Below are 12,945 nucleotides of genomic sequence, written 5' to 3'. Positions count from 1 at the left end.
GGCGGTACGGGGGCTTCCGTCTCGCGTGCTTCGATCTGTCGCGTTCCGCGCGGAAGTCGGTCCGGCCGGGCGCGGAATTCCCGCACCGACACCGGAGGCCAGCATGAAGGTTCGCCGCAGCGCAGTTCTCACGTTCGCCACCGCGCTCGCACTCGGGTGCGGCAGCGGTCCGGCCGTCGCCGCGCCGGCGGAGGTCACCCCGATCGCCACCGGGCTGGAGATCCCGTGGGGACTGGCGTTCCTGCCGGACGGCTCCGGCCTTTTCACCCAGCGCGAGACCGGTCAGATCATGTCCATAAAGGACGGACAGGTCACCGAGGTGCAGCGGGTGACCGATTCCCGGCCGACCGACGGCGAGGGCGGGCTGATGGGCATCGCGGTGTCGCCGGACTACGCCGACGACCAGACGGTGTTCGTCTTCTACACCACCGCCGAGGACAACCGGATCGCCAAGCTCAAGCTCGGCGAGCAGCCGCAGCCGATCGTCACCGGCATCGCCAAGAACCGCTTCCACAACGGCGGGCGGCTGGCCTTCGGCCCGGACGGCATGCTCTACGCCACCACCGGCGACGCCCAGAACCCCGACAGCTCGCAGGACGCGAAGTCGCTCAACGGCAAGATCCTGCGGATGACCCCGGACGGCCGGCCTGCCCCGGACAACCCGTTCGGCGACTCGCTGGTCTACTCGCTGGGCCACCGCAACCCGCAGGGCCTGTCGTGGGACGAGAAGGGCGGGCTGCACGCGGCCGAGCCGGGTCAGAACACCTGGGACGAGGTCAACCGGGTCGAGCCGGGCAAGAACTACGGGTGGCCGAAGTGCGAGGGCCCGTGCGACGACGAAGCCTACGTCGACCCGCTGGTGACCTGGCCGACCTCGGAGGCTTCGCCGAGCGGGCTGGAGGTCCACAACGGCGCGATCTACGTCGCGGCCATGCGCGGCCAGCGGCTGTGGCAGGTGCCGCTCAACGCCGACGGGACGGTCGGCGAACCGAAGGCGCTGTTCCAGGGCGATTACGGTCGGCTGCGCGCGGTGGAGAACGCGCCCGACGGGAGCCTGTGGGTGACCACGACCAACCGGGACCAGAACGGCGACCCGGCGCCCGAGGACGACCGGATCCTGCGCGTGGCCGGGCTGTGACGGGGGCCGGGATTACCCTGCTGGGGTGACTCCGAAGCAGCTCAGGGACGCCTGCCTGGCCCTCACCGGCGCGGGCGAGGAGTTCCCGTTCGACGAGAGCAACAGCGTGTTCAAGGTCGCCGGGAAGATGTTCGCGATCAGCAGGCTCGACGGCACGCCGCTGCGGGTGAGCCTCAAGTGCGACCCGGACTTCGCGGTGCAGCTGCGGATGACCTACCCGGCGATCACAGCGGGGTACCACCTGAACAAGCGGCACTGGAACACCGTCGTCCTCGACGGGTCGGTGCCGGACGACCTGGTGCTCGACCTGATCGAGGACTCGTATGACCTCGTCGTGGCGAAGCTTCCCAGGCGGGAGCGGGAGAAGTTGCAGTGGCGGGGCGTTCGGGAGCGGGGGTAGGGGGGTTCTGTTGCGTGGGTGGTTTCCGGGGCTCTCGCCGACCCCGGACCCCCGGCAGGTCTCCGGGATGAGTCCTCGTTGTTCGCTGCGGTTCGGTTGGGGTGGTTCTCATCCCGTCGACCTCCACAAGGGCTATCAGACCGCGTCAAGGGGGCCGTTTGTGTTGGCGCGCTGCGGTTTTGCTGGTCTGTGCCCCCTTGACACGGTCTGATCGGGCTGCGCCAGGTCGACGGGATGAGAACCAAACCCCTCCCTTGTAGGTGGAGGCTTTGTCTCCGCCTCGTGGGGGAACGTCCTTTACTCCCCGCCTTCGACGTGGGACTTGAGGCGGTGCAGGGTGTTCTTGATCGCCCTGAGGTTGTTGGTGGCCATCGGGGACCGGCCGATGATCGCGGGCAGCGGCATCCGTGAGTAGTCGAAGGTCTCGGTCACCCTGGTGCCGCCTTCGACCGGTTCCAGGCGGTAGCGCCAGCGGTGCGGGGAGAAGTGCTTCCAGGCGATCAGCCGGTTCGGCTCGAACTCGACCACCGTGTTGCGGATCCGGTAGCCCAGGCCGATCTTCATCCGCATTCCGAACTTCGAGCCGAGCACCAGGCGGTCCGGTCCGCTGATGCCCTCGCGGACCGTGCCGGAACCGTCGATCAGCGGGTGCTTGCGCGGATCGCTGAGGATCTCGAAGATCGCTTCCGGTGTCGCCGCGACGATCACGGAGCTGGAGACGAAGTGCTCGCTGTTCGCCATGGCGGCGACATTACCGGCGGGTTGCTCCCAAGAGCGAGAGATTGCCGCCCGGCTTACGAACCGAGATCACGCATGCGCGGCGAGCCCGGAGGCCCGCCGCGCTTCGGCGCTGGAAACGCCCGTCACAGCATCGGCGCGAGGAACCGTCCCGTGTAGCTCTCCTCGATCCCGGCGACCTGTTCCGGGGTGCCCGACGCGATCAGCGTGCCGCCGCCGGAACCGCCTTCCGGTCCCATGTCCAGCACCCAGTCCGAGGTCTTGATGACGTCGAGGTTGTGCTCGATGACGATCACCGTGTTCCCCTTGTCCACCAAGCCGTTCACCACGCCGAGCAGCTTGCGGATGTCCTCGAAGTGCAGGCCCGTCGTGGGCTCGTCGAGGATGTAGACCGTCTTGCCCGTCGAGCGCTTCTGCAGCTCGCTGGCCAGCTTCACCCGCTGCGCCTCACCACCGGACAGCGTCGGCGCGGGCTGGCCCAGCCGGACGTAGCCGAGGCCGACGTCGACCAGCGTCCGCAGGTGCCGGTGGATCGCGTTGATCGGCTTGAAGAACTCCGCGGCCTCCTCGATCGGCAGGTCCAGGACCTCCGCGATCGTCTTGCCCTTGTAGTGCACCTCCAGCGTCTCCCGGTTGTACCGGGCGCCCTTGCACACCTCGCAGGGCACGTAGACGTCGGGCAGGAAGTTCATCTCGATCTTCAGCGTGCCGTCTCCCGCGCACGCCTCGCAGCGCCCGCCCTTGACGTTGAAGGAGAACCGCCCCGGCTGGTAGCCGCGGACCTTGGCCTCGGTGGTCGCCGCGAACAGCTTGCGGATGTGGTCGAAGACCCCGGTGTAGGTGGCCGGGTTCGACCGCGGGGTGCGGCCGATCGGCGACTGGTCGACCTGCACCAGCTTGTCCACGTGCTCCAGGCCCTTGATCCGGGTGTGCCTGCCCGGGACCTGGCGGGCGCCGTTGAGCTTGTTCGCCAGCACCGACGCCAGGATGTCGTTGACCAGCGTGGACTTGCCCGACCCGGACACCCCGGTCACCGAGACCAGGCAGCCCAGCGGGAACGACACGTCGATCTTGCGCAGGTTGTGCTCCCGCGCGCCGACCACGGTCAGCTGCCGCTTCGCGTCCCGCGGGCGCCTGATCTCCGGGACCGGGATCTCCTTGCGCCGCGCCAGGTAGTCCCCGGTGAGCGACTTCTTGTTCTCCAGCAGCTTCTTGTACGGACCGCTGTGCACGACCTGGCCGCCGTGCTCACCGGCGCCCGGCCCGATGTCGACGATCCAGTCCGCGCTGCGCACGGTGTCCTCGTCGTGCTCGACCACGATCAGCGTGTTGCCCAGGTCGCGCAGCCTGCTCAGCGTCTCCAGCAGCCGGTGGTTGTCGCGCTGGTGCAGGCCGATCGACGGCTCGTCGAGCACGTAGAGCACCCCGACCAGACCGGAACCGATCTGGGTGGCCAGCCGGATGCGCTGCGCCTCGCCACCGGACAGCGTGCCCGCCGCGCGATCCAGCGACAGGTAGTCGAGGCCGACGTCGAGCAGGAACCCCAGCCGCGCCTGGACCTCCTTGAGCACCCGGCCCGCGATCATCTCCTCGCGGTGCCCCAGGACCAGCCCGTGCAGGAACGCCGCGCACTCGCGGACGCTGAGCGCGCTGACCTCGGCGATCGACAGCTCGCCGAGCTCCTGGTTCTCCATGGTCACCGCGAGGATCTCGGGCTTGAGGCGGGTGCCCTCGCACGCCGGGCACGGCACGTCCCGCATGTAGCCCTCGTACTTCTCGCGGGCGTAGTCGGACTCGGTCTGCTCCAGCCTGCGCTCCAGGAACGGGATGACGCCCTCGTAGTTGGCGTAGTAGGAGCGGGTGCGGCCGTAGCGGTTCCGGTAGCGGACGTGGACCTGGTCGGTGGTCCCGTGCAGGACCGCCTTCTTGACCTTGGTCGGCAGCTTGGCCCACGGCGTGTCCATCCGGAAGCCGATGGCCTCCGACAGCGAGGTCAGCAGCCGGGTGAAGTACTCGGCGGTGTGCCCTCCCGCCCACGGTGCGATCGCGCCCTCGCCCAGCGACAGCTCCTCGTCGGGCACGACCAGCTCCGGGTCGACCTCCTTGCGGATGCCCAGGCCCGCGCAGTCCGGGCACGCGCCGTAGGGCGAGTTGAACGAGAACGACCGGGGCTCCAGCTCGTCCACGCCCAGCGGGTGACCGTTGGGGCAGGCCAGGTTCTCGGAGAACCTGCGCTCGCGGGCCGGGTCGCCCTCCTCGGCGTCGACGAACTCCAGCACCACCAGGCCGTCGGCCAGCCGCAGCGCGGTCTCGACCGAGTCGGTCAGCCGCTGCTTGGCGCCGGCCTTGACCGTGAGCCGGTCGATGACCACGTCGATGTCGTGCTTCTCCTGCTTCTTCAGCTTCGGCGGGTCGTCCAGCGGGTGGACGACGCCGTCGACGCGGGCACGCGCGTAGCCCTGCGCCTGGAGCTTCTCGAACAGGTCGACGTACTCGCCCTTGCGGCTGCGCACGACCGGCGCGAGCACCTGGAACTTGGTGCGCTCGGGCATCGCGAGCACCTGGTCGACGATCTGCTGCGGCGTCTGCTTGCTAATCGCCTCCCCGCAGGCCGGGCAGTGCGGTTTGCCCGCGCGCGCGTAGAGCAGCCGGAGGTAGTCGTAGACCTCGGTGATGGTGCCCACCGTCGACCGCGGGTTGCGGCTGGTGGACTTCTGGTCGATCGACACCGCGGGCGAGAGGCCCTCGATGAAGTCGACGTCGGGCTTGTCCATCTGGCCGAGGAACTGCCGGGCGTAGGCGGACAGCGACTCGACGTAACGTCGCTGCCCCTCGGCGAAGATCGTGTCGAAAGCCAGGCTCGACTTGCCGGAACCGGACAGCCCGGTGAACACGATCAGGCTGTCTCGGGGCAGGTCGAGGTCGATCCCGCGCAGGTTGTGCTCACGGGCGCCGCGGACGACGAGGCGGTCAGCCACTGTGATCCCTTCGAAAGTTCTCGCCGGTTCGGTGCTCGCCCGGCGGCCGGATGGCCGGGCTGCGATGCCGGTCCTGGGTGGCAGGCGTCGCCGTCGGCGCGCGCGGGAACCGTGCCGGGAGTTCAAACCCGCTGTCCCGTCCCCCACTGGCGCATCCCCTGCCGGGTGCATCCGGAAGGTTGCATCCCCGCTGCCGGGCAAGCCCGGTGTCTGCCGGACAAGCCCGGTTTGGGGAATTCCAGTGGCGAGGAATCCCGCTGGCGCGCGAACGGCGGTCGACGCCGCGTCCATGCTATTCGGGGGGACTGACAGTCCCGGACCCACCGGCTGGCACCCCGCTGCCGACCGACCGACTGCTTCACCCGATCGAGTGAGGCCCGGTCGCTCCCAGGAGGCAATTCGACGATACGCAAAATTACCCCGGAATGGGCACTGTCGAGCCGGCCGCCCGCGCACTTACGCTCTAGGTCTCACCGGCGTGCACCGGCAATCCCCCTGTCAAGCGAGGACGACCTATGGCTGACATCGCTCTCGGGGCCGGCGACCGAAGCAGCACCGACAACTCCGCCGTCGCGCAGTTGGCCCACCGGACAAGTGTCGCACTGGCCGCCGTCGAACAGGCCACCGTGCGTCTGCTGGACACCGTTTCCCAACTCGACGAGCTGGGGGTCCACGGCCCCAGCCTGCTGCCCGGCTGGACCCGGGCGCACGTCATCTCCCACCTGGCCCGCAACGCCGACGGGTGCCTGAACCTGCTGCGCTGGGCGCGCACCGGGGTCGAGCACCCGATGTACGCCAGCGCCGCCGACCGCGACGCCGACATCGAGGAGGGCGCGATCCGGGGTCACCGGCTGCTGCTGGAGGACCTGGACTGCTCCTGCGAGCGGCTGCACGAGGCCGCTCGCGCGCTGCCGGTGCGGGCGTGGGAGAACGAGGTCTACAGCGGGCCGGGCAAACCGGTCCCGGCGCACGAGGTGCTGCGCCAGCGCCTGCTGGAGGTCTGGGTGCACCTGGCCGACCTCGACCTCGGGTTCGGCTTCGACGACATCCCCCAGCCCGATGTCGAGGAGATCCTGGAAGACGTCGTGCAGCAGTTCGGCGGCCGTCCGGACGTGCCCGCGCTGACCGTGGTCGTCGACTTCGACGGGCGGGAGCGAAGCTGGGAACTCCGCGGCACCACCTCCAGGCCGAGCCGGGTGCACGGCTATCCCGGCGAGATGCTCGGCTGGCTGCTCGGCCGCACCAGCGGCGCCGGGCTGGGCGGCGACCCGCTGCCCGCGCTGCCCGTCTGGCTGTGACGGCGGCGGCGAGTGCGGCCCGGGGCCCGGTCCCGACCGGCCGCTAGGCTCGGCGTGTGGAGCCTTACACCGGACATGTCGAGCCCGGCGGCGAGCCGTCGCGGCGGGAACTGGACGCGCTGACCATCACCAAGGTGTCGGTCGGCCCGATGGACAACAACGCCTACCTGCTGGTGTGCCGCCGCACCGGGGACGCCCTGCTGATCGACGCCGCCAACGACTCGGACCGGCTCGCCGACCTGCTCGGCCACGACGACCAGCGGCCCCGGCTGCGCACCATCGTCACCACCCACCAGCACGCCGACCACTGGCAGGCGCTGGGGTCGGTCGCCGGGCAGACCGGCTGCTTCACGGTGGCCCACCCGGCCGACGCCGAGGCGCTGCCGGTGCCGCCGGACCGGCTGGTCGAGCACGGCGAGAGCATCCAGGTCGGCGAGTCGGCGCTGGAGGTCATCCACCTGCGCGGGCACACGCCGGGCTCGATCGCCCTGCTCTACCGCGACCCGGTGGGCCACCCGCACCTGTTCACCGGTGACTCGCTGTTCCCTGGCGGCGTCGGCAAGACGACCTCGCCCGCGAACTTCCGCTCCCTGATCGACGACGTCGAGCAGCGGGTCTTCGCGGTGCTGCCCGACGACACCTGGTTCTACCCCGGCCACGGCGACGACTCGACGCTGGGCGCGGAGCGCCCCAAGCTCACCGAGTGGCGCGAGCGCGGCTGGTGACCACCGACCCGATCGCGGCCGAGGTCGAGCGGCTGCACCGGCTGCTCGCCGAATGGCTGGGCACGGAGTGCGCACCCGCGGTGCTGGCGGCGCTGCGGGCCGCGCACGCCGAGGAGTTCTCGATCATCACCGTCGACGGCGCCGTGCTGCCGCGGGCCGCGCTGTTCGACGCGCTGTCCGGGGCCCGCAACGCCGCGCCGGGCCTGGAGATCGACGTCGACGAGATCGAAGTCGTTGCCGCGGCGGGAGATTCGGTCGTGGTGCGGTTCCGCGAGACGCACCGCCACGGCGACGGCACCACGCGGCGCCGGACGACCGCCGTGCTGCGGCGCGGTTCCGGCGGGTACCTCTGGCAGCACGTGCACGAGACGGCGGTGGCCTGACCGGTCTTTTCCGGGAGCAGGCGGTCAGGGAAGTTCGAAGTGCTGGTAGTCGATCGGGTCCTGCCAGTGCCCACCCCACGTCCAGCCGCGGTCGGTGAACACGCGCACCGCCGGGTCGCCGTCGTGCAGCAGGCCGGGGTCGCGGCGGGCGCGGTCCAGGTAGGCCGCCGCGTTGCCCGGTTCGAAGCCGTCCCGCTCGACGTAGGGGTTCAGCTTCGGGTTGACGTCGATCGCGCGGCCGTGCGCGTGCTGGGACCAGGCGCCGGAGTCGGGGATGTCGCGGCAGCTGAAGGCCGAGGTGTTGTTGTCTCGCATCGACAGCTCGTCCCGCGCGCCCGGATATCCGCTCGGCGGGTGCATCTTCTCGATCGGGAACTTCAGGTCGTAGAGCTGCTGGAAGACCTCGATCACCTGGGGCACCCGGTCCTGGTTGACGACCAGGTCGCCGTTGCGGGTGCCGCCGTCGAAGTCGACGTGCGACAGGTGCACGCGGCGCAGCTGCTCGGGCGGCACCGGGCAGCCGGGGTGCCAGCTCGGGCCGAGCTCTTCCGCGCTGACCGGGTGCACGGTCGCGCTGAACCGCGCCGGCGGCGCCGCGCACTCCGCCGACACCCCGCCGACCGCGATCACCGCCGCCAGCAGGGCGGGCACCCGCAGCCTTCTCACCAGCACCAACCCTACGCCGGTCGCCCGGTCGCAACGCCTCGGAAGTCCTACGCTGGGGTCCCGCGTACGCCGAGGAGGAGTGCGATGGACGCCGTCACGATCGATGTGGGCGGAACGGAAATCGCCGTTTCGCACCCCGGCAAGGTCTACTTCGCCGAGCGCGGGGAGACCAAGCTCGACCTCGTCCGCTACTACCAGTCGGTCGCCGGGCCGCTGCTGGCGACGCTGGCGGACCGGCCGCTGCTGCTGGAGCGCTACCCGGACGGCGCGGGCGGGAAGTCGTGGTTCCAGAAGCGGGTGCCCAAGTCCGCGCCGCCGTGGCTGACCACGACCGTCGTGGCCACGCCCAACGGCACCACCAGCGACGCGCTCGTGGCCGCCGACCTCGCGCACGTGCTGTGGGCGGTCAACCTGGGTTGCCTGGGATTCCACGTGTGGCCGATCCGCGCGCACTCGCCCGAGATCACCGACGAGCTGCGCGTCGATCTCGACCCGTCCCCGGGCGTGCGGTTCCCGCAGGTGCGGGAGGCCGCAGCGCGCTGCCGGGACCTGCTCGCCGAGCTCGGCATCGAGCCGCACCTGAAGACCTCCGGTTCGCGCGGCCTGCACCTCTACGTGATGTTGCAGCCGCGCTGGAACAGCTACGAGGTGCGGGCCGCCGCGGTGGCGCTCGCGCGCGAGCTGGAGCGCCGGCATCCGGACCTGATCACCGCGAAGTGGTGGAAGGAGGAGCGCGGCGCGCGGGTCTTCGTCGACTTCAACCAGAACGCACCGCACAAGACGGTGTTCGGGGCGTGGTGCGTGCGGCCGAGGGCCGGCGCGCAGGTGTCGGCGCCGATCGGATGGGACGAGCTGGAGACCGTCGAGCCCGACGCGCTGACGATCGCCACCGTGCCCGCGCGGGTCGCCGAGCGCGGCGACCCCTGGGCCGGCGCGCAGGAGCGGGCGCAGTCCTTGGAGCCGTTGCTCGAGATGTCCCGCCGGGACCTCGCCGCCGGGCTCGGGGATGCGCCTTGGCCGCCGGTTTATCCGAAGCAGCCCGGGGAGCCTCCTCGGGTCGCTCCCAGCCGGGCTCGGAAGGAGAGCTGAGGGTGGGGGTTTGGGGGCGCTCGCTGGTTTCAGGTCCCCGGCAGGTCTCCGGGACCGAAGCGGCTCTGCCGGTTCGGGTTCTTTTCAGCTCGTGGTTTCTGGGGCTCTCGCCGACCCCAGACCCCCGGCAGGTCTCCGGGATGAGTCCTCGTTGTTCGCTGCGGTTCGGTTGGGGTGGTTCTCATCCCGTCGACCTCCACGGAGGGCTATCAGACCGCGTCAAGGGGGCCGTTTTGCTTGGGCGCTGCGGTTTGTGCGTTGGTGCCCCCTTGACACGGCCTGATCGGGCTGGCGCCAGGTCGACGGGATGAGAACCAAACCCCTCCCTTGTAGGTGGGGGCTTTCTTGCTCGGCGTTTTGGGTCGCGTGGTGTCGAGAATGGTTCGGTGGTTCCGACGTATCGGCTGAACGCCACCACGATCAGCGTGAAGGAGACCACCGTGAAGTACCTGCTGGCCATCTACAGCAATCCGCGGAACTGGGCGCATCCCACGTTCCGTCACCAGGCCGGGGTCGGCGACGACGACGTGGCCGCGATGCAGGTTCAGTTCGACGAACTGCTGGCCGAGATCACCGGGTCCGGGGAGCTGGTCGAGGGCGTGCCGCTCGCCGATCCGGCGCTGGCGCGGACCATTCGGGTCCGCGAGGGCGTGGCGGCCAGCACCGACGGTCCGTACGCCGAGGCCAAGGAGCAGATCGCGGGTTACTTCCTGATCGACTGCGAAAGCCCCGAGCGCGCCGCCGAGATCGCGGCGCGGTTCCCGGACGCGCGGTTCGGGGCGGTCGAGGTGCGGCCGGTGATGGACCTGTCCGGCGGGCTGGAGATGTGAGCGGCGAGCCCCGCGTCGAGGACCTGCTGCGCGAGTTGGCGCCGCAGGTCCTCGGCGCGGTCGTGCGCCACCGCAGGGATTTCGAGCTCGCCGAGGAGGCGGTGCAGGAGGCGTTGCTCGCCGCCGCCGTCCAGTGGCCGGAGCGCGGCGTTCCGGACAAGCCGCGCGGCTGGCTGATCCGGGTCGCCGACCGGCGGATGACCGATCTCCTGCGCAGCGAGCTGGCGCGGCAGGAGCGGGAGCTGACGGCCGCGCGGCTGGCCGTGCCCGGTGCGGCCGTCGACTCCGACGACACGCTCGTGCTGCTGATGCTGTGCTGCCACCCCGCGCTGTCCCCGGCATCGCGGATCGCGCTGACGCTGCGGGCGGTCGGCGGGCTGACCACCGCGCAGATCGCGCAGGCGTTCCTGGTGCCGGAATCCACGATGGCGCAACGGATAAGCCGCGCGAAAAAGACCATCAGGGCGGAGGGCGCGCGCTTCCGGCTGCCACCGCGCGATGAGTTCCGGGAACGGCTCGACGCCGTCCTGCACGTGCTGTACCTGATCTTCAACGAGGGCTACACCGCCAGCGGCGGCCCGCAGCTGCAGCGGACCGAGCTCGCCGACGAGGCGATCCGGCTGACCAGGCAGGTGCACGCGCTGCTGCCCGAAGACGGCGAGATCGCCGGGCTGCTCGCACTCATGCTGCTCACGGACGCCCGCCGCCCGGCGCGCACCGGACCGGACGGCGCGCTCATCCCGCTCGCCGAACAGGACCGAACCCGTTGGAACCAGGGGGAAATCGCCGAGGGGGTGGAGCTGATCACCCGCACGCTCGCGGCCGCACCCGTCGGCCCGTACCAGTTGCAGGCCGCCATCGCGGCCGTCCACGACGAGGCGCCCACCGCCGAGGACACCGACTGGCCGCAGATCCTCGCGCTCTACGGCCTGCTGTCTCGGCACGCGCCGAACCCGGTGGTCACGCTCAACCACGCGGTGGCGGTGGCGATGGTGCACGGTCCTCAGGCCGGGCTGGAGATGGTCGACGAGTTGGCGGCCGAGGGATCGATCCGCGAGCACCACCGGACCCACGCCGTGCGCGCCCACCTCGCGGAAATGGCCGGAGACCGGAGGAAAGCCCGCGTCGAGTACCGCCGCGCGGCGAGCTTGACCACCAGCGATCCCGAGCAGCGCTACCTCCTGGAACGCGCCGCGCGGTTGGACTGAGCGTCCACTGTGGAGCCGCCGAATGCGTGATTGTGGAACGGCGTCGCACTCCCGAAACTCGGTAGATGGTGTTGGGTTTGCCCGTGGGGCAGTTCTTGCTCTTGTTCACGCTGCTGGTGCTCTTGGCGATCGGCGCCAGAGTGGTGGTGCCCGAGAACGATGAGCTCGGAGCCGTGGTGCCCGACATGGCGCTTCTGGCGGTCATGCTGATCGGTTTGGGCATGGGCACCGCGTATGCGTTGCAGGGCTCGGCCGAGGCGCTGTTCCTGCTCCTGCCCAGCGGGGTGCTGGGGTACAAGAGCCACTCGAAGCGCGATGAGATCGCGCGGAGCAGAACTTTCTGGGCGGTCTGGGGTGTAGCGCTGGTCGTAGTGGTAGCCGTCGGGGCAGGACTGTGGGACCTCGGAAGCTCTTCCGACACGGGAGGGGGCGCGGCCATGATCAGCTTCGTCACGCTGATGGCCCTGCTGTTCACCACACCGGGCCGATCCGGCAGCGGCGGTGACAGCGGCAGCGGCGGTGACAGCGGCGACGGTGGTGGTGGTGGTGGTGGTGGTGACGGTGGCGGCGGTGAGTGATCACCCCGGGCGGGGCCGCTGGTCACGACCCCGCCCGGCGGGTCAGCGGCCCCGGAGCGCCCTGGCGACCAGCTTGCCGACCACCAGGTACACGACGGCGGCCAGCCCGTAGTTGAGCACCAGGCCGATCGTCGCGTCATCGGGGGTGAACACGTCGCCGAAACCGAGCACGAAGACCTTGGCCGTGCCGTACACGAACGAGACGAACCCGCTGTCCTGGTTCGCGCCGAAGAGCACGAACACGATGTGCAGCACGAAGACCAGGGCGACACCGCCGGTGACCAGGCGGATCACCATGCCGAGGGTCGCCGCGCGGTCGGCTCGGCGGGCGCGCCGTTCTTCGTAGGAGGGTTCCGGGTCCCGGTCGTAGCGGGGTTCCGGCGGGCGGCGGTCGTCGTACCGGTCGTATCGGTCCCTGTCGTACCGGTCGTAGTCGTAGCGGTCGTGATCGCGGTCGTAGCGGTCCCGGTCGTAGTCGTAGCGGTCGGGGTCCCGTTCGTAGTCGTACGGGTCCGGGTCGTAGTCGACCGGTTCCTGGGGCGGCATCGGCGGGCGCTCGTACTTCGCCGTCGCCTGGGGTTGTTGCGGCGGAGCCGGAGGCGGAGCTGCCGGGGGTTGTTGCTGCGGGGGTTGCTGCTGCGGCGGCTGTTGTGGCGGCGGAGTTTGCTGCTGCGGCGGCGGAGCCGGCTGCTGGTGCGGCGGAGCTGGTGGTTGTTGCGGAGCTGGTGGCGGCGGAGCCGCCGGAGGCGGAGCTTGGGGCGGCGGAGCCTGGGGAGGCGGAGCCGCCGGAGGAGGCCCCTGCCGAGGCGGAGCCGGAGGCGGGCCGCCGGGTTGCGGAGGCGGGCCGGGCTGCGGAGCAGGCCCGGGAGGAACCGGCCGCCCCGCCGGAGGCCGGCCCGGGGGCGGAGCCTGCT

General features: G+C 70.7%; 14 protein-coding genes. 10 read left to right on the top strand and 4 right to left on the bottom strand.

All coding sequences use genetic code 11. The annotated features are described in order from the left end of the window. The first annotated feature begins 103 nt into the window (after window positions 1-103). Together ABD691_RS21470 and ABD691_RS21465 are read left to right on the top strand one after the other, a co-directional pair. On the top strand, window positions 104-1,138 hold the full coding sequence (locus tag ABD691_RS21470) for a PQQ-dependent sugar dehydrogenase (protein WP_344682449.1): 1,035 nt from the start codon (window positions 104-106) through the stop codon (window positions 1,136-1,138). A gap of 25 nt (window positions 1,139-1,163) precedes the next feature. Next, window positions 1,164-1,538 carry an MmcQ/YjbR family DNA-binding protein gene (locus ABD691_RS21465; RefSeq protein WP_344682447.1) on the top strand — a complete coding sequence of 125 codons (375 nt, stop codon included), beginning with the start codon at window positions 1,164-1,166 and terminating at the stop codon, window positions 1,536-1,538. Window positions 1,539-1,835: 297 nt separating this feature from the next. On the opposite strand, the gene ABD691_RS21460 is transcribed toward ABD691_RS21465, so the two are convergent. Both ABD691_RS21460 and uvrA read right to left on the bottom strand, forming a co-directional pair. Further along, window positions 1,836-2,279, bottom strand: coding sequence for an SRPBCC family protein (locus ABD691_RS21460; protein WP_344682445.1), 444 nt, complete (start codon window positions 2,277-2,279; stop codon window positions 1,836-1,838). A 122-nt stretch (window positions 2,280-2,401) separates the two neighbouring features. Then, a complete protein-coding gene (gene uvrA, locus ABD691_RS21455; protein ID WP_344682443.1) occupies window positions 2,402-5,254 on the bottom strand; it encodes an excinuclease ABC subunit UvrA in 2,853 nt (950 codons plus the stop codon). Window positions 5,255-5,769: 515 nt separating this feature from the next. On the opposite strand from uvrA, the gene ABD691_RS21450 reads away from it, so the two are divergent. The 3 genes from ABD691_RS21450 to ABD691_RS21440 are packed head-to-tail and all read left to right on the top strand — an operon-like array spanning window position 5,770 to window position 7,660. Then, window positions 5,770-6,552 (top strand): maleylpyruvate isomerase family mycothiol-dependent enzyme, encoded by a 783-nt coding sequence (locus tag ABD691_RS21450; RefSeq protein ID WP_344682441.1) that lies wholly within the window; start codon window positions 5,770-5,772, stop codon window positions 6,550-6,552. Window positions 6,553-6,608: 56 nt separating this feature from the next. Then, entirely contained in the window at window positions 6,609-7,277 is a 669-nt protein-coding gene (locus tag ABD691_RS21445) for an MBL fold metallo-hydrolase (protein WP_344682439.1), read from the top strand. Next, window positions 7,256-7,660 carry a DUF4440 domain-containing protein gene (locus ABD691_RS21440; RefSeq protein WP_344682437.1) on the top strand — a complete coding sequence of 135 codons (405 nt, stop codon included), beginning with the start codon at window positions 7,256-7,258 and terminating at the stop codon, window positions 7,658-7,660. The genes ABD691_RS21445 and ABD691_RS21440 overlap by 22 nt, the downstream gene beginning before the upstream one ends. Before the next feature lie 24 nt (window positions 7,661-7,684). Here the strand turns inward: ABD691_RS21440 and ABD691_RS21435 are convergent, their stop codons facing one another. Continuing rightward, window positions 7,685-8,326, bottom strand: a complete 642-nt coding sequence (locus ABD691_RS21435) for a M15 family metallopeptidase (RefSeq protein ID WP_344682435.1) — start codon at window positions 8,324-8,326, stop codon at window positions 7,685-7,687. Window positions 8,327-8,410: 84 nt separating this feature from the next. On the opposite strand from ABD691_RS21435, the gene ligD reads away from it, so the two are divergent. The 4 genes from ligD to ABD691_RS21415 all read left to right on the top strand — a co-directional run bounded on the left by ligD (window position 8,411) and on the right by ABD691_RS21415 (window position 12,031). Continuing rightward, a complete protein-coding gene (ligD, locus tag ABD691_RS21430) occupies window positions 8,411-9,415 on the top strand; it encodes a non-homologous end-joining DNA ligase (protein ID WP_344682433.1) in 1,005 nt (334 codons plus the stop codon). A 386-nt stretch (window positions 9,416-9,801) separates the two neighbouring features. Next, window positions 9,802-10,245 carry a YciI family protein gene (locus tag ABD691_RS21425; protein WP_344682431.1) on the top strand — a complete coding sequence of 148 codons (444 nt, stop codon included), beginning with the start codon at window positions 9,802-9,804 and terminating at the stop codon, window positions 10,243-10,245. Further along, window positions 10,242-11,453, top strand: a complete 1,212-nt coding sequence (locus tag ABD691_RS21420; RefSeq protein ID WP_344682429.1) for an RNA polymerase sigma factor — start codon at window positions 10,242-10,244, stop codon at window positions 11,451-11,453. The genes ABD691_RS21425 and ABD691_RS21420 overlap by 4 nt, the downstream gene beginning before the upstream one ends. Window positions 11,454-11,554: 101 nt before the next feature. Next, the gene (locus ABD691_RS21415) at window positions 11,555-12,031 is read left to right on the top strand and encodes a hypothetical protein (protein WP_344682427.1); all 477 of its coding nucleotides are present in this window, start codon (window positions 11,555-11,557) and stop codon (window positions 12,029-12,031) included. A gap of 42 nt (window positions 12,032-12,073) precedes the next feature. Here ABD691_RS21415 and ABD691_RS21410 read toward each other — a convergent pair whose 3' ends face one another. Further along, window positions 12,074-12,577, bottom strand: a complete 504-nt coding sequence (locus tag ABD691_RS21410; protein WP_344682425.1) for a hypothetical protein — start codon at window positions 12,575-12,577, stop codon at window positions 12,074-12,076. A gap of 161 nt (window positions 12,578-12,738) precedes the next feature. Between ABD691_RS21410 and ABD691_RS21405 the strand changes: the two genes are divergently transcribed. Further along, the coding region (locus ABD691_RS21405; protein WP_344682423.1) for a hypothetical protein at window positions 12,739-12,945 on the top strand (207 nt) is incomplete at its 3' end.

The organism is Saccharopolyspora taberi (assembly GCF_039534165.1).
GTDB classification, from domain to species: Bacteria; Actinomycetota; Actinomycetes; order Mycobacteriales; family Pseudonocardiaceae; genus Saccharopolyspora_D; species Saccharopolyspora_D taberi.
Note: the sequence above shows the minus strand (reverse complement) of the source record. Positions and strands in the feature narration are given on the sequence as shown.

Bases quoted from the DNA above. Each gene is read 5' to 3' on its own strand.
- ABD691_RS21470 (WP_344682449.1), top strand. From the start codon at position 104: ATGAAGGTTCGCCGCAGCGCAGTTCTCACGTTCGCCACCGCGCTCGCA.
- ABD691_RS21460 (WP_344682445.1), bottom strand. From the start codon at position 2,279: ATGGCGAACAGCGAGCACTTCGTCTCCAGCTCCGTGATCGTCGCGGCG.
- ABD691_RS21450 (WP_344682441.1), top strand. From the start codon at position 5,770: ATGGCTGACATCGCTCTCGGGGCCGGCGACCGAAGCAGCACCGACAAC.
- ligD (WP_344682433.1), top strand. From the start codon at position 8,411: ATGGACGCCGTCACGATCGATGTGGGCGGAACGGAAATCGCCGTTTCG.
- ABD691_RS21410 (WP_344682425.1), bottom strand. From the start codon at position 12,577: ATGCCGCCCCAGGAACCGGTCGACTACGACCCGGACCCGTACGACTAC.